Here is a 15,892-nt window from a genome sequence, read left to right on the forward strand (position 1 = left end):
CATGGGGCCTGAAGGCCCTCGTTTCTCTATCTCATTTTGTGGATATCCAATGTCATCGAACAAGTCTCTCGCCCTGGCCCTCTGCCTGACCGTGACCGGTTGTGCGCAACTTCCACAAAGTGCGGACAAGGACATTGCTCAAGCCCCGGCGACAGCTAACGCGGGTACACCCGCCGCTCCTGCGGCAGCCGTAGCCACGTCCAAGGATGCTGCCAAGCTCCCGGCCAAACCTGCTGCACCCGCGCCCGCCGCCAAGGCCGGTGCTCCGGTAGCGCCTGTCGTGGCACCCGCAGCTCCAAGCGTTGCAGTCGCGCCGACAGCCAGCGCGGATACCGGCAGCAGCTGGTGGTGGCCGTTCGGTTCGTCCGACAAGGCTGCCGTGAAAGACCCGGCCCAGGCTGCTGCGCCGGCCGCCAAGCCACAGGACAAGCCCGTGCCACTGGCCACGGCGGTTGCCGCCGCAACGACGCCAGCACCGCAGACCGATCCTGCTACCCACTGGTGGTGGCCGTTCGGCAGCTCGGACAAGGCCAAGGAAACCGCCCCGCCGCCGGTCAAGGCCGTGCCGATGCCCGATCCGAAAATCACCCAGGCCTGGCTCGACGACTATGAGCCGCGCCTGCGTGTCGCCATCCAGGACAGCTCCCTGAAGCTGGAGCGGCGTGAAAACGTGCTGGTGGTCATTGCCCCCGTGGACGGTTTCTACAACCCCAAACGCCCGGAAATGTTGCTGCCGGTCACCCTCGGTCCTTTCAGCCGAATCGCCAAGACCGTCGAGGGCGATCCCAAGACCGCCGTGCTGATCCTCGGCCATGGTGACAACAGCACCAGCGCCGAGTCGACCCAGGCCTTGAGCCAGCAACGGGCTCAGTCCGTTGCCGCGATCTTCGGTCTCAGCGGCCTGCATCGTGATCGCCTGATGCTGCGTGGCATGGGCGCGGACATGCCGCGTGCCGCCAACGACAGCAGCGAAGGCCGTGCCCTGAACCGTCGTGTGGAAATCATCCTGACGCCGCAGAACACCATGGTTGCGCTGTTGAGCAAATACAGCATTCCGATGCCGGCTCCGCTTCCGGTCACCCAGGTGGCGGCTGCTGACGTCAAGCCGGCAGTGGCTGCGCCTGTGGCGAAGAAAGCGGCTGCCAAGGGCAAGGCCGTGGCCAAGAAAGCCCCGGTGCACAAGAAGGCCCCGGTCAAGAAAGCGGCGGCCAAGCCCGCGGCGGACAAGGCTGCAGCGCCGGCGAAGAAAGACGCCAGCACCGACAGCTCGACCAAGAACTGACCTGACGATCGAGAGGGAACGCGCCATGACTCAAGCCCTGGCGGATATGCGCCGAGACTACACCCGTGACGGTCTCACCGAGGCCCTGGCCCCGGCCGAGCCGTTTGCGCTGTTCCACCAGTGGTTCGCCGAGGCGGTGAAAACCGAGCAGGCGCCTGTCGAGGCCAATGCCATGACCCTGGCAACGGTGGACGAGGAAGGGCGCCCGCATTGCCGCATCCTGTTGCTCAAGGGCCTGGACGAGGCGGGTTTTACCTTCTTCACCAACTATGAGAGCGACAAGGGCCGGCAACTGGCGGCCCGTCCCTTTGCCGCGATGACCTTCTTCTGGCCGACCCTGGAACGCCAGGTGCGGATCGAGGGGCGGGTGGTCAAGGTCTCGGCGCAGGAGTCGGATGCCTACTTCCAGGTGCGCCCGTTGGGCAGTCGGTTGGGGGCCTGGGCTTCACCGCAAAGCCGAGTGATTGCCGATCGCGGGGAACTCGAGGGCTTGCTCCAGAACACCGAAGCGCGTTTCAGCGATACCCGGCCCGACTGCCCTGAGCATTGGGGCGGTTATCGTTTGCTACCGGAGCGCATCGAATTCTGGCAAGGTCGCGCCAGTCGCCTGCATGACCGGCTCGACTACCGCCTGCTTGGCGCGGACTGGACACGTCGGCGCCTGGCACCTTGATCTGACCTGGATTTCCCGGGGCAGTGGTTTCAAACCACTGCCGCCAAGCCAGATGCTTGATAAGCTTCCCCCAGAATTTGCGCAGAAGTTCAGATATGAACTTTTTGTGTATTGCACTGTCTCCCGGTAGCCGTAGCGCCAGATCACGTTCCATCGAGTGTCTGATGTGCTCCGAATTCCCGGGCGCCGAGGCTGTACTGGCGCTGAATGAACATCATTTTATCCGTGCGGTGCCGTGACAGGGATCAAGCTGCGGAGTTTAATTAAAGTCATATCTTTTGGAGTTGATCCTATGCGTAAGTCTGTTTTGTTGATTGCTTCCTTCTCCACGATGGCGATGTTGCTGGGTGGTTGCACCAACAGCCTGACCGGCGATTCCTATTCCCGTGACGAAGCGCGTCGCGTGCAGACCATTCGCATGGGCACCATCGAGTCGCTGCGTCCAGTGAAAATCGAAGGCAGCAACTCGCCTATCGGTGCCGGTGCCGGTGCTATTGTCGGTGGCGTCGGCGGCAGTGCCATCGGCGGTGGTCGTGGCAGTATCGTGACGGCGGTGATTGGTGCGGTCGCTGGTGGCGTGCTGGGCAACATGGCTGAAAAAGGCCTGACCAGCGCCCAGGGTGTTGAAATCACCGTACGTGAAGACGACGGCAGCATGCGTGCCTATGTGCAGGAAGTTCAGCCGAACGAAATCTTCCGGGTTGGTGAGCGCGTGCGTATTTCCACCGTGGGTGGCACCAGCCGCGTTTCCCACTGATTTCGCAATCAGCCTTAAAAAGAAACCCCGGCCAGGTAACTGGTCGGGGTTTTCTTTTTCTGGTGTTCGCTGATTAGGCGATCACCACGAACCTGTAGAGCAGAGCTTGCTCGCGAAGAGGTCCGTGAGACCGCCAAAACTTTTGTCGGAACGCTACACGGACGCCTTGGGCTTGCGACTGGCCCCCGCCATCACGGCATAGCCGATCACCGCCGCCAGGATCGAACCGGTGAGAATCCCCATGCGGTCCATGCCGGCGTAGTCGCTGCTGCCCGGTATAAAGGCCAGGGAGCCGACAAACAGGCTCATGGTGAAACCGATGCCGCAGAGGATCGCCACGCCGAACACCTGCCCCCAGTTGGCGCCGTGGGGCAGCGCCGCGAGGCCCGCGCGGACCGCCAGCCAGGTCAGGCCGAAGACGCCCACCGTCTTGCCGATCAGCAGGCCGGCGGCGATGCCCATCGGCACAGGGTGGGTGAAGCTTTCCAGGTTCACGCCTGCCAGGGACACGCCGGCGTTGGCAAAGGCGAACAGCGGCAGGATGCCGAACGCCACCCAGGGATGCAGCGCATGCTCCAGGCTCAGCAATGGCGAGGCTTCGGCGTTGTGGGTGCGCAGCGGAATGCAGAACGCCAGGGTCACGCCGGCCAGCGTCGCATGCACGCCGCTCTTGAGCACGCAGACCCAGAGGATCAGGCCGATCACCATATAGGGCCCGAGCTTGACCACCCCCAGGCGATTCATCGCGATCAGCGCCACCAGGCAGGCCCCGGCCAGCGCCAGCGACAATGTCGACAGTTCATGGGAATAGAAGATTGCAATGACGATGATCGCGCCCAGGTCGTCGATGATCGCCAGGGTCATCAGGAACAGCTTCAGCGACACCGGCACCCGCTTGCCGAGCAAGGCCAGCACCCCGAGGGCGAAGGCGATGTCGGTGGCCATGGGGATCGCCCAGCCGTCGAGCGCCGCCGGATTGTCACGGTTGAGGAACCAGTAGATCAGCGCCGGCACCACCATGCCGCCGATCGCTGCCGCACCAGGCAGCACCACCTGCGACGGCTTGGACAGATGGCCCTCGAGGAGTTCGCGCTTGACCTCCAGGCCGATCAGCAGGAAGAACAATGCCATCAGGCCGTCGTTGATCCACAGCAGCAGGGGTTTGGCGATTTGCAGGGCGCCGACCTGGGCCACCACCGGCACGTCCAGCAGACCGGCGTAGAGGTGCGACAACGGCGAGTTGTTGATGATCAGGGCCAGGGCTGCGGCGGCAATCAATAGCAGGCCGCTGGCAGCTTCCAGCTGAAAGAAACGGGTGAAAGTGCTACGCAGAGGCAAGGTCGCTCTCCATCGATGAATTCAAAAAGGTAGGACACCCTAACCCGTACTGTTAGTTGTTAAAACAAAAGTTATATTCTTTTTTGTTATAAGCGGGTGATTGAGGGGCTGACCGCAAAAGCCTAGCAGTTGTGTGTCTAATTGCGTCTTCACTGTATCTGTGCGGTCGGTAGGAAACTTCCTATAGTTAACGGATTATTGCCGTGGAGCCTGTCAGGGCTCCGATCTCTGTTTATCCTTCAGCGGTTTGGCCCTGGGCCAGTGGCGCAGCCAGCCGTCAGTGCTTTCGAGCACCTCCGTTCCAAGACGAGTACCCATCATGAGCGACAACCGACAGTGGGCCCGGGAAGCGATCCGGATCATTGAAGCCGACTTCCAGCGCAGTGCCGACACCCACCTGATCCCTTTGCCGCTGCCGGGCCTGCCGGGCATCGAGCTGTACTTCAAGGACGAGTCCAGCCATCCGACCGGCAGCCTGAAGCATCGCCTGGCGCGTTCGCTGTTCCTCTATGCGCTGTGTAATGGCTGGCTGCGTCCGGGCGCGCCGGTGATCGAGGCGTCCAGCGGTTCGACGGCAATCTCCGAAGCCTATTTCGCGCGCCTGCTGGGCCTGCCGTTTATCGCGGTAATGCCGGCCACCACGTCCCAGGAAAAGATCGCGCAGATTGCCTTCTACGGTGGCAAGAGCCACCTGGTGCAGGACCCGACGCAGATCTATGCCGAGTCCGAGCGCCTGGCCCGGGAGAGCGGCGGCCATTTCATGGATCAGTTCACCTACGCCGAACGGGCCACTGACTGGCGGGCGAACAACAATATCGCCGAGTCGATTTTCCAGCAGCTGCGTTTCGAGCGGCATCCGGAGCCGAGCTGGCTGATTTCCAGCCCAGGTACCGGCGGCACCACGGCGACCCTGGGGCGTTATGTGCGTTATCGCCAGCATGGCACCCGGGTGTTGTGCGCCGATGCCGAGCGTTCGGTGTTCTTTGACTTTTACCTGACGGGGGACGCCGGCCTGCGTCTGGACTGCGGTTCGCGGATCGAGGGGATCGGGCGTCCACGGGTCGAGGCGTCGTTCCTGCCCAAGGTGATCGATGCCATGGTCAAGGTGCCGGATGCCTTGTCCCTGGCGGCCATGCATTACCTGGCGCAGCGTTTGGGGCGGCGGGTCGGCGGTTCCAGCGGCACCAACCTGGTCGGTGCGCTGATGGCGGCACGGCAGATGGTCCAGGCGGGAGAGAGCGGGTCGATCGTGGCGATCCTCTGTGACGGCGGCGAGCGTTACGCCACCACCTATTACGATCCGCAGTGGCTGAAGACCCAGGGGTATGAGCTGGATGGGCTGATCGCGGCTGTGGCAGCCAGTGTCGAGCGCGGCGAGGCGCTGCCCGAAAGCGTGTTGCGGGCCGGGATCTGAACTTGTGGGAGCGGAGCTTGCCGGATCGCCGCACCGCCGCGAAGCTTTTAGCGGCCACAAGGGCCCCTTCGCGAGCAAGCTCTGCTCCCACAGGTATGGGGTTCCACAAGTTAGTCTTCGGTATTTCCTGTGATTACAGGCTGAAGCCGCCATCCAGAGGAATGATATTCCCGGTCATATAAGCCCCGGCCGTGCTCGCCAAACTGATCGCCAGCGCCGCCATCTCTTCCTCGCGCCCCCAGCGCTTCATGGGAATCAACGCCGTGTCCTCGACCAGCGCCTGCTCGTCGGCGCCGATATGCTGGGTCATCTTGCTCGGAAAGCGTCCCGGCGCGATCACATTGACGTTGATGTGCTGGCTGACCAGCTCCCGCGCCAGAATCCGTGACAACTGATGTAGGGCGGCCTTGCTCGGGCCATAGGCATAGGCCTGTTCGCCGAACGAGGAGATCCCCGCCACCGAACCGATATTGATGATTCGCGCCGGGTTCGCCGCCGAACCGGCCTTGCGCAATAACGGCAGGAATTGCTGGATGCAGTTGAAGACCGAGGTCACGTTCAGTTGCATGACCTTTTCCCAGCCCTTCACCGGATAGCTTTCCAGCGGCGCACCCCAGGTGGTGCCGGCGTTGTTGACGAGGATATCCAGTCGATCGATCCGCTCACCCAGGCGTGTTGCCAGCGCCAGCACGCCTTCCTCGGTCGCCAGGTTGGCGGCCAGGGCCTCACAGTGCCCGAGGGCGCCGAGTTCATCGGCGGTCTGCTGGCAGGCTTCGGCATCCCGGGCACAGACGTAGACGTGGGCACCGGCCTCGACAAAGGCCTTGGCGATCATCTTGCCGATGCCACGGGTACCGCCGGTGACCAGGGCGGTGCGGCCTTGCAGGGAGAAGTAAGGGTGCATGGCGAATCCTGAGTGCGAAAAGGTATCGATACCCTAGCCGTCAGGAGTCAAAAGCGGAGCCACTATTGGGCGGCGCAATGATGCGCCATGCACGTCGAAGCGGATCAGCCGCGAACGCGCAGCGTCAGCCCCTTGAGGAAGTTGCGCAGCAACTGGTCGCCGCAGGGACGGTAGTTGGTGTGGCCGAACTTGCGGAACAGCGCGCTCAGCTCGGGCTTGGACACCGGGAACTCGGCGGCCTTGAGAATGGCGTGCATGTCGTCTTCCTTCAGCTCGAAGGCGACCCGCAGTTTTTTCAGGATGATGTTGTTGGTCACCGGCAGCTCGACCGGCAGCGCCGGACGGCTTTCGTCCTTGCCGCGCTTGAAGATCACCAGGCCATCGAGAAAGTGCGCCATGACCTCGTCCGGGCAATGCACAAAGCCTTCTTCCTCATCCTTTTTCAGGTAGGTGATGACATCGGCCTTGGCCACTTCGAAGCCGGTCAGCTTGATGAGCTCGACGACCTTGTTGTCGCTGATGTCGAGCATGTAGCGCACGCTACGCAGTACGTCGTTGTGAATCATGTGAACCATCCTGAGAGGTAGACGCCGCGCATCTGCGCGACGTTGAAGCGGGGATTAGAATTTTTCCTTGGTCGACAGGTAGCGCCATTGGCCCACGGGCACCTTGCCGATGGAGACGCCGCCGATACGGATCCGACGGATGGACACGACCTTGAGCCCGACCGCCTGGCAAAACAGCGCGATCACCCCGGGTTGCGGGTTTTTCATCGCGAAACGCAGGCGGTTCTCGTTCTGCCAGCTGGCTTTCACCGCGGGCAACTCGCGGCCCTTGTAGGTCAGGCCATGGCTCAGGCGGTTGAGACCGTGCTCGACGATATCGCCGCTGACTTCCACCACATATTCCTGCTCGATCTTGGCCGTGTCGGCGGTGAGCTTGCGGAGGATTTTCCAGTCCTGGGTGAACACCACCAGGCCGCTGGCGCCGGCTTGCAGGTCGGCACCCGCGGTCAGGCGCAGGAAGTGCCCCTTGAGCGGACGCTTGCCATAGCGGTGTTCCTCGGAGAGCGTCTCGGCGTGCAGCAGTTGCATGGCCGCCTCGGGGTCCAGGCCGACCGGTTGGTGCAGCAACAGGGTCACCGGCTCCGGGGCGGTGGCCTTGGCTTCGGGGTCCAGTTCGACTTTCTGGGCTTGGACCTTGAACTGCGGCTCGTCGATGACTTCGCCATCGACCGTGACCCAGCCGCCTTCGATGAACAGTTCGGCCTCCCGACGGGAGCAGCCGACCAGCTCGATCAGGCGTTTGGAAAGGCGAGTGGGTTCAGACATGACGGCGGCCGTAAAAAAGGGGGGCGGCTATTGTACCTGCCTGGCGCCGGTTAAGCCCGGCAACATTTGTCGCACTCAGCGCTTGAGGCGCAGATGCAGCAAAGGATAGGGCTGGCCCATGCCATCCTTCTCCGAGCGACCGATCACCTCGAAGCCCTGCTTGAAGTAGAAACCGACGGCCTGGGCGTTCTGTTCGTTGACGTCCAGTTCATCGGCATTCAGGTGTTCGATGGCGTAGCGCAGCAACAGCTTGCCCAAGCCCGTGCCGCGTGCGTGCGGGGCGATGAACAGCATTTCGACCTTGCCCGCCGCGACCCCGGCAAAACCGGTGATGCGCTGGCGCGAATCGCGGGTACAGACCAGCATGACCGCATCCAGGTAGTGGGTCAGCAGCATGTTCTTCAGCAGTTGGAGATAACTGTCCGGCAGGAAGTCATGGGTAGCGCGCACCGAGTCTTCCCAGAGCTGGGCCAGTTCCGGGTAGTCACCGGGCTTGGGGGTTTGGATCACCGGGAGCTGGGGCATGTAGCAGATTCCTTCCATCGCGGTTGTACACACGCCAGACTATAGCCGTAAAAAAGCCCCGCATCTCGTTGAAAGAGCGGGGCTTTTCAGATTATTTACAGCTTAGATCGTTTCAGCCCAGAGGTCGTATTCGTCGGCGTCGGTGACCCGGCACCAGACCTTGTCGCCGGGCTTGAGATCGCCGGCGCCTTCGATAAACACGTTGCCGTCGATTTCCGGGGCGTCGAAGAAGCAGCGACCGACCGCACCCTGTTCGTCGACTTCGTCGATCAGCACTTCGATATCGCGGCCGATGCGCAGTTGCAGGCGGGCGGTGCTGATGGCCTGTTGATGGGCCATGAAGCGATCCCAGCGCTCCTGCTTGACGTCATCCGGGACCACGTCCAGGCCAAGGTCGTTGGCCGGTGCGCCTTCGACCGGCGAGTACTGGAAGCAGCCGACGCGGTCGAGCTGGGCTTCGGTCAGCCAGTCGAGCAGGTACTGGAAGTCTTCCTCGGTCTCGCCGGGGAAACCGACGATAAAGGTCGAGCGGATGATCAGGTCCGGACAGATTTCCCGCCAGTTCTTGATCCGCGCCAGGGTCTTGTCTTCGAACGCCGGGCGTTTCATCGACTTGAGCACTTTCGGGCTGGCATGCTGGAACGGGATGTCCAGGTACGGCAGGATCTTGCCGGCGGCCATCAACGGGATCAGTTCGTCGACATGGGGGTATGGGTAGACGTAGTGCAGGCGTACCCACACGCCCAGGCTGCCGAGGGCTTCGCACAACTCGGTCATGCGGGTTTTCACCGGAGCGCCGTTCCAGAAGCCGGTACGGTACTTCACGTCGACGCCGTAGGCGCTGGTGTCCTGGGAGATCACCAGCAGTTCCTTGACCCCGGACTTGACCAGGCGCTGGGCCTCGTCGAGTACGTCACCCACCGGACGGCTGACCAGCTTGCCGCGCATCGACGGGATGATGCAGAAGCTGCAGCTATGGTTGCAGCCTTCGGAAATCTTCAGGTAGGCGTAGTGGCGCGGGGTCAGCTTGATGCCTTGCGGCGGCACCAGGTCGATCAGCGGGTTGTGGTCCTGGCGCGGCGGCACGACTTCGTGCACGGCATTGACTACCTGCTCGTACTGCTGCGGGCCGGTCACGGCCAGCACGCTGGGGTGCACCTTGCGGATATTGCCTTCTTCGACACCCATGCAGCCGGTGACGATCACCTTGCCGTTTTCCTTGATGGCTTCGCCGATCACTTCCAGGGACTCGGCCTTGGCACTGTCGATAAAGCCGCAGGTGTTGACCACCACGACGTCGGCGTCCTGGTAGGTGGACACCACGTCATAGCCTTCCATGCGCAGTTGCGTAAGGATGCGCTCGGAGTCGACCAGTGCTTTCGGGCAACCCAGGGATACGAAGCCGACCTTGGGGTTGGCTGGCGCGGTAGGGGTGGACATGTCTAACCTCGGTATTAGGGTGTCGAGCCACTTGGGACAAGGGCGTCGCGTGGGCGCTGATGCGCCTCTGATCAAAAAGTGCGCAATTCTAGCGATGGCCGAGGCACTTGACCAGCTTTATGCAGGGAAATGCGACGAGTGCTGCGCTATGCTTCGCCCGATGCGAGTTGCTGTCATTTTTTGTTTCAAATATCCGATGACTTATAAATCGTCGGCAACTGTAAGAAAAACAGCGCATGCTGCGTGAAAAAGCAAATAGTGCTTCTTGAAAGAAGCCTTATTCCGGGGTGTAGGAGTAGTTGATGGGTGGTCAGGCAGTGAGTGAGGGGCAGGTCGGGCACTCGACGGCAAAGCCGTTGGGTATGCTGGTAGCGGCGGTAGGGGTGGTGTACGGCGACATCGGCACCAGCCCGTTATATACCCTCAAGGAGGTGTTCACTGGTGGTTACGGGGTGCCGGTCGACCATGACGGTGTCTTCGGGATTCTGGCACTGATCTTCTGGTCGCTGGTCTGGGTGGTCTCGATCAAGTATGTGCTGTTTATCCTGCGGGCCGACAACCAGGGCGAGGGCGGGATCATGGCCCTGACCGCGTTGGCGCGGCGAGCATCGGCGTCATACCCGAAATTGCAGTCGACGCTGGTGGTTCTCGGGTTGATCGGCGCGGCACTGTTCTATGGCGACAGCATGATCACGCCGGCGATCTCGGTGCTCTCGGCGGTCGAGGGTCTGGAAATTGCCTTCGACGGGTTGGAGCATTGGGTGGTACCGCTGTCGCTGGTGGTGCTGGTGGCGTTGTTCTTGATCCAGAGGCATGGCACCGCGAGTATCGGCAAGCTGTTCGGGCCGGTGATGGTGGCGTGGTTCGTGGTACTGGGGGTCATGGGCGCCTATGGTATTTCCCTGCACCCTGAAGTACTGAGCGCGTTGAACCCGATGTGGGGCGTGCACTTCTTTGTCATTCACCCGGGCATGGGTGTGACGATTCTGGGGGCGGTGGTGCTGGCGTTGACCGGTGCCGAAGCCTTGTATGCCGATATGGGCCACTTCGGTCGCAAGCCAATCGCTCGCGCCTGGTTCGCCCTGGTGCTGCCGGCGCTGGTCCTGAACTACTTCGGCCAGGGCGCCTTGCTGCTGGGAAGCCCGGACGCGGCGCGCAACCCCTTCTATCTGCTGGCGCCGGCCTGGGCCTTGGTGCCGCTGGTGGTGCTGTCGACCCTGGCGACGGTGATCGCTTCCCAGGCGGTGATCTCCGGGGCGTTCTCCCTGACCCGCCAGGCGATCCAGTTGGGCTACATCCCGCGCATGCATATCCAGCACACTTCGAGTGCCGAGCAGGGGCAGATCTACATCGGTGCGGTGAACTGGACCCTGATGATCGGCGTGATCCTGCTGGTGATCGGGTTTGGCTCCTCCAACGCCCTGGCCTCGGCTTATGGCGTGGCGGTGACCGGGACCATGCTGATCACCAGTATCCTGGTGGCGGCGGTGATGCTGTTGCTGTGGAAATGGTCGCCGATCCTGACCGTGCCGATCCTGGTGGGCTTCCTGCTGGTGGACGGGCTGTTCTTCGCCGCCAACGTGCCCAAGATCGTCCAGGGCGGTGCCTTCCCGGTATTGGCGGGGATCGTGCTGTTTATCCTCATGACCACCTGGAAACGCGGCAAGGAGCTGCTGATGGACCGCCTCGACGAAGGGGGCCTGCCGTTGCCGATCTTTATTGGCAGTATTCGCGTGCAGCCGCCTCATCGGGTGCAGGGTACGGCGGTGTTCCTGACCGCACGGCCGGATGCGGTGCCCCATGCGTTGTTGCACAACTTGCTGCATAACCAGGTGCTGCATGAGCAGGTGGTGTTGCTGACGGTGGTGTACGAGGACATTCCGCGGGTGCCGACGCAGCGACGGTTCGAGGTCGATGCCTATGGCGAGGGGTTCTTCCGGGTCATCCTGCACTTCGGTTTTATCGATGAGCCGGATGTACCTGAGGCGCTGAAGCTGTGTCATCTGGACGAGCTGGATTTCAGTCCGATGCGCACCACCTACTTCCTCAGCCGTGAGACGGTGATCGCTTCGAAGATCGTCGGGATGGCGCGCTGGAGGGAGAGTCTGTTTGCCTTCATGCTGAAGAATGCCAACGGTAACCTGCGTTTCTTCAAGTTGCCGGTGAACCGGGTGATCGAACTGGGGACCCAGGTCGAGATCTGATTCCACGGGTATGAAAAAGCCCCCGTTGCCTTGCGGCAGCGGGGGCTTTTTCTTTGGGCGCCTACAGGGCTCGCATCATTCGCTTTTGACCTGACGCTTCTGGATAGCATCCACCAACCGCTTGGCCAGCGCCGGGTAGTTCTCGTCGAAGTGATGACCCCCTGGCAGCTTGACGGCCTCTCCCACCGCGGTGGTGGTGGTGCAGCCACTTTCCTTCACTTCGTCCTGGCCATAGATACACAGCACCTTGGCTGCCGGCAGCTTGGCCATGTCCGGGCCAGTATCGAGTTCCATGCCGGCCTTGCCCAACCAGCCGTCAACGTGGATCTCGAAACTGCCGCTGCGGGCGAACGCCAGCAGGATGATCGCGTCGACCCGCTGCTGCTCGTTTTCCGGCAGGCGGTTATAGATCGCCGGCAGTACGTCGGCACCAAAGGAGTAGCCGGCCAGGACGAAACGCTTGGCACCCCATTTCTGCCGGTAGTGCTGCATCAGTTCGGTCAGGTCGGCGGCCGTCTGTTCCGGGCTCTTGTGCTGCCAGTAGTAGCGCAGGGTATCGATGCCCACCACCGGGTAGCCCATCTTCGACATATAACCCGCCGCGTCGCGGTCCAGGTCGCGCCAGCCGCCGTCGCCGGAGAGGAACAGGGTCACGGTGTCGCTGGTCTTGTCCGCCGGGACTTCCACCACCGGAATGGCCAGGCCGCCGTTGTCCGTACCCACCAGCATCTTGCGCAGTTCGTTGTTCAACACCTGGGGCAGCTTGATGTCGTAGTCGCTGATGCTGGTTTCGGCATTCGCCTGGTCGCGCACGAACGCCGCGCTCGGATCATCCGGGCCGTCGTTCCAGGCCACCAGCCAGTGGCCGTGGGCCGCGGTCTTCGGTACCGGGGTCGTGCAATCCGGTTGATCGAGGACGAAGCCCACCGAGATCGCCTGGGCCTTGTCGCTGGTCTGGGACGCCAGCCAGTTCCAGGCCAGGGACGCGCCCGGACCGATACCGCTGACCAGGGTCGCCGGGCCTTTCAGTTGCTGCAAGGCACTGTCCAGGACCTTCTGCTGCAGTGTGCAGTTGTCCTTGGGCAGGATCACCTGGACGATCAGCGCCGCGCCACTGCGACTCAGTGCGGACAACTGCGTGTCGCTCAGGGCGTCTTCGGCGAGGGTCGCCACGACTACCTGGGCCTTGGGTGTCGTGCCAGGGGTCAGGCGGGTCAGGGTCGAACCGTCGGCCTGGCTCAAGTGTTCGAGAGTAGGTTCCGGTGGAGGGCGGTTCCAGAACCAGTAGCCGCCTCCCGCAAGCGCGGCCAGGAGCAGCACGATTACCAGTAACAACCGCCAGGAGCGTTGAATCATCAGCGTTTCACCAATCCAGTCAAGCCGCCTGCAATCAGGGCGGCGGTATCGGCCAATGCGACCAGCGGATCAAGTCCTGCCGGCACGGCCATGTAACGGGGTTCCCAATCAGGCTGGAACTTGTCCTTGAAACGACGCAGGCCCTGGAAGTTGTAGAGCTGCTCGCCGCGTTGGAACACCATCGAGCCCAGACGCTGGGTCAGTGGTGCGCCACGCCGTGGTTGCAGGCCTGACAGCGGGACCATCCCCAGGCTGAAACGCGCGTATCCGTGAGCCTTATAATGCTGAATCAGGCCAACCATCAAGAACTCCATGGTCAGCTTGGGGGCGTCGGGGTGCGAACGCATCAGGTCGAGACTGGCCAGTTCATGGCTGTGGGTCTCGAGCAGATTGGCGAACGCCACCGGGCGCCCCTCGAAATGGATGATCGCAACGCGGAAGTGGTTGATGTACTCGGGGCTGAAACGGCCCAGGGAGAAACCTTTCTCGCGCACGTTCTTGCCGGTGAGCCAGGCGTCGGAGATGACCTTGAGCTCATCCAGCGGCGCCTGCCCCGGTTCGTAGATCTCCAGCGACAGGCCGTCGCGGCTACCACGGTTCCAGGTGTAGCGCAGGTCCTTCATCTCCTTGCCCTTGGACTCGAGGTCAAAGCGGTGCAGGTCGACCCGGGCTTCTTCGCCGAGCTTGATGGCGGTCAGGCCGATGTCCATGTAGTACGGCAGGTTTTCCGCACGCACCTGATAGAACACCGGACGGGCATGATGGGTGTCGCACAGGTCGCGGAATTGCCAGATCAGTTCGGCACGCTGGCGCGCCGGGCCGATCGGGTCATACAGCGCCACCAGGCTGCGGCCACGACGGGCGTACATCAGGAAAGCGGTGTCGGTGGGGTGGAACAGGAACGCCTTGTCGCCGGTCAGGGCCAGGCCGCCATCAGGCTGGTCCGAGGCCATCAGCACCTTGACCGCCCGCTCCATTTCATCGGGCGTGGGCTGGTGGATCACTGGGCGCGCGGTACGCAGCAACCAGGTCAGCGAAACGGCGACCAGGACCACGGCGGCCCCCAGCAGTGAACGCAGGCCACGGGGGGCATCACCATCCAGCGCGAACTGCCACCACAGCTCGTGGCTGTAGGGCACGTCCTGGTAGGCGAACAGCAGCAGCCAGACCGAGGCACCGAGTACGCAGAGACTGGCCACTAAATAGAGTGGCGAGAACGGCAGTTCGGTGAGGCGGCTGGGTCGATAGAAGGAGCGGCGGAAAATCCCCAGCAGGCAGGCGGTGGCCGTCAGCATGCTGGCTTCTTCCCAGTCGAAACCCTTGAGCAGCGAGAGCAGGGCGCCCACCAGCAGCAAGGTCATGGTCAGCATCCAGGCGGCGGACAGGCGTCGACGCAGGCCCTGGGCCAGCAGCAGGCACAACACGCCCACCAGGCTGGCGCCGAAGTGCGAGGCGTCGATCAGGCGGTCCGGTACCAGGAAGTCGATGCCTTCCAGGCGTGTGTCGATTTCCGGGGTCGCGCCGGAGAACAGCAGGACCACACCGGACAGGAACACCAGTACGGCGAGGATCGGTGCCGCGAAACCCGATGCCACCCGCATGCTCTGGCGGGTACTCATCAGCCGCTGGGCTTCGGTACTCAGCAGGGCCAGGCAGGCCAGCAGCAAGGGCAACAGCACATAGATCAGGCGATAGAGCAGCAGCGCGGCGGCCAGTGGTGCGGCGCCCAGTTCATTGGCAAAGGCGGCCAGCAGGATCGCTTCGAACACGCCCACGCCGCCGGGCACATGGCTGAGCACACCGGCGGCCAGGGCCAGCAGGTACACCAGCAGGAAGGCGCCGAACGGTGGGGCTACGGGCAACAGCAGATAGAGCACGGTCGCGGCGGCGGCCACGTCCAGGGCGGTAATCACCAGTTGCAGCAGGGTCAGTCGGGCACTCGGCAGGCGCAGGGTGCGACGTCCGACCTTGACCAGCAGGTTGTCCTTGATCGGTTGTTCCGGCAGGCGCCGGCGATAGATGCCGACCGCCAGCAGGGCGGTCAAGGCCAGCACGACCACGGCGATGCCGCCGAGGAGATAGATCGGCAAGTGCAGGGCTTCGGACGCCGCGGGCAGGTTGCTCAGGGTTGCCAGGGCGGCCAGGGGGGGCAGCGCGCAACCCAGCGAGAGACTGGCGAACAGGGTCATCCGCGCGACTTCGGCGGCCCCCAGGCCGAAACGGGCATAGAGTCGATAGCGCACCGAACCGCCGGACAGCAGCGACAAACCAATGGCGTTGCCGATGGCGAAGGCGGTGAAACCGCCGAGTGCCAGAGTGCGCTTCGGCAGTTGTACATCAGCGTAACGGCTGGCGGACCACTCATAGCCCAGCAGGATAATGAAGCCGATGGCGGTCGCCGCCAGGGCGCCGGCCAATGCTGGCTTGGGCACGCTGAGAATCGAATCGTGCAGGGCGTCCAGGTCGAGTTCGATCAACAGGTGGCGACAGGCGATCAGGGCGATAGCGAACAGGAACAGAGTGATGGCCAGGCCGACGGACTGCCGGTACTTGCTCAACAGATCCAGCCAACGGAGACGGTTGGCGGAGATCGGGTGTGTTGCTGTAACAGTATCGTGTGGTTCGGACGAGTTGGCGCGCATCAATCACCTCTAGGATTGTGCGCGAC

The 15,892-nt window shown here is 62.8% G+C and carries 13 protein-coding genes; 5 read left to right on the forward strand and 8 right to left on the reverse strand.

The window, feature by feature from the left end; genetic code table 11:
- Window positions 1-49 precede the first annotated feature (49 nt).
- The 3 genes from HX830_RS08730 (at window position 50) to HX830_RS08740 (ending at window position 2,712) form a co-directional block, all read left to right on the forward strand.
- Window positions 50-1,282 (forward strand): OmpA family protein, encoded by a 1,233-nt coding sequence (locus HX830_RS08730; protein ID WP_152740240.1) that lies wholly within the window; start codon window positions 50-52, stop codon window positions 1,280-1,282.
- Window positions 1,283-1,307: 25 nt separating this feature from the next.
- Window positions 1,308-1,955: a pyridoxamine 5'-phosphate oxidase gene (gene pdxH, locus HX830_RS08735; RefSeq protein WP_152740241.1), complete on the forward strand. Its 648-nt coding sequence runs from the start codon at window positions 1,308-1,310 to the stop codon at window positions 1,953-1,955.
- Window positions 1,956-2,247: 292 nt separating this feature from the next.
- Window positions 2,248-2,712, forward strand: a complete 465-nt coding sequence (locus HX830_RS08740) for a glycine zipper 2TM domain-containing protein (RefSeq protein ID WP_103496413.1) — start codon at window positions 2,248-2,250, stop codon at window positions 2,710-2,712.
- Window positions 2,713-2,865: 153 nt separating this feature from the next.
- On the opposite strand, the gene nhaA is transcribed toward HX830_RS08740, so the two are convergent.
- Window positions 2,866-4,050 (reverse strand): Na+/H+ antiporter NhaA, encoded by a 1,185-nt coding sequence (nhaA, locus tag HX830_RS08745; RefSeq protein ID WP_103496414.1) that lies wholly within the window; start codon window positions 4,048-4,050, stop codon window positions 2,866-2,868.
- A 316-nt stretch (window positions 4,051-4,366) separates the two neighbouring features.
- On the opposite strand from nhaA, the gene HX830_RS08750 reads away from it, so the two are divergent.
- On the forward strand, window positions 4,367-5,464 hold the full coding sequence (locus tag HX830_RS08750) for a PLP-dependent cysteine synthase family protein (protein WP_177100213.1): 1,098 nt from the start codon (window positions 4,367-4,369) through the stop codon (window positions 5,462-5,464).
- Between the two features lie 133 nt (window positions 5,465-5,597).
- On the opposite strand, the gene HX830_RS08755 is transcribed toward HX830_RS08750, so the two are convergent.
- The 5 genes from HX830_RS08755 to rimO all read right to left on the reverse strand — a co-directional run bounded on the left by HX830_RS08755 (window position 5,598) and on the right by rimO (window position 9,664).
- Entirely contained in the window at window positions 5,598-6,368 is a 771-nt protein-coding gene (locus tag HX830_RS08755) for an SDR family oxidoreductase (RefSeq protein ID WP_177099800.1), read from the reverse strand.
- A 104-nt stretch (window positions 6,369-6,472) separates the two neighbouring features.
- Complete coding sequence (locus tag HX830_RS08760; RefSeq protein WP_103496417.1) at window positions 6,473-6,934, reverse strand: DUF1456 family protein; 462 nt, start codon at window positions 6,932-6,934, stop codon at window positions 6,473-6,475.
- Between the two features lie 54 nt (window positions 6,935-6,988).
- Window positions 6,989-7,699, reverse strand: coding sequence for an rRNA pseudouridine synthase (locus HX830_RS08765; protein WP_103496418.1), 711 nt, complete (start codon window positions 7,697-7,699; stop codon window positions 6,989-6,991).
- 75 nt (window positions 7,700-7,774) lie between these two features.
- Window positions 7,775-8,224, reverse strand: a complete 450-nt coding sequence (locus tag HX830_RS08770) for a GNAT family N-acetyltransferase (protein WP_152740243.1) — start codon at window positions 8,222-8,224, stop codon at window positions 7,775-7,777.
- 102 nt (window positions 8,225-8,326) lie between these two features.
- Window positions 8,327-9,664, reverse strand: a complete 1,338-nt coding sequence (gene rimO / locus HX830_RS08775; protein ID WP_103496420.1) for a 30S ribosomal protein S12 methylthiotransferase RimO — start codon at window positions 9,662-9,664, stop codon at window positions 8,327-8,329.
- Window positions 9,665-9,966: 302 nt separating this feature from the next.
- On the opposite strand from rimO, the gene HX830_RS08780 reads away from it, so the two are divergent.
- Window positions 9,967-11,868: a potassium transporter Kup gene (locus HX830_RS08780; RefSeq protein ID WP_152740244.1), complete on the forward strand. Its 1,902-nt coding sequence runs from the start codon at window positions 9,967-9,969 to the stop codon at window positions 11,866-11,868.
- A gap of 75 nt (window positions 11,869-11,943) precedes the next feature.
- Here the strand turns inward: HX830_RS08780 and HX830_RS08785 are convergent, their stop codons facing one another.
- A complete protein-coding gene (locus HX830_RS08785; protein WP_103496423.1) occupies window positions 11,944-13,224 on the reverse strand; it encodes a virulence factor family protein in 1,281 nt (426 codons plus the stop codon).
- Window positions 13,224-15,866, reverse strand: coding sequence for a bifunctional lysylphosphatidylglycerol flippase/synthetase MprF (mprF, locus tag HX830_RS08790; protein ID WP_103496424.1), 2,643 nt, complete (start codon window positions 15,864-15,866; stop codon window positions 13,224-13,226). The genes HX830_RS08785 and mprF overlap by 1 nt, the downstream gene beginning before the upstream one ends.
- Window positions 15,867-15,892: the final 26 nt, after the last annotated feature.

It is taken from the genome of Pseudomonas gingeri, from assembly GCF_013385425.1.
In the GTDB taxonomy this organism is placed as follows: Bacteria; Pseudomonadota; Gammaproteobacteria; order Pseudomonadales; family Pseudomonadaceae; genus Aquipseudomonas; species Aquipseudomonas gingeri_D.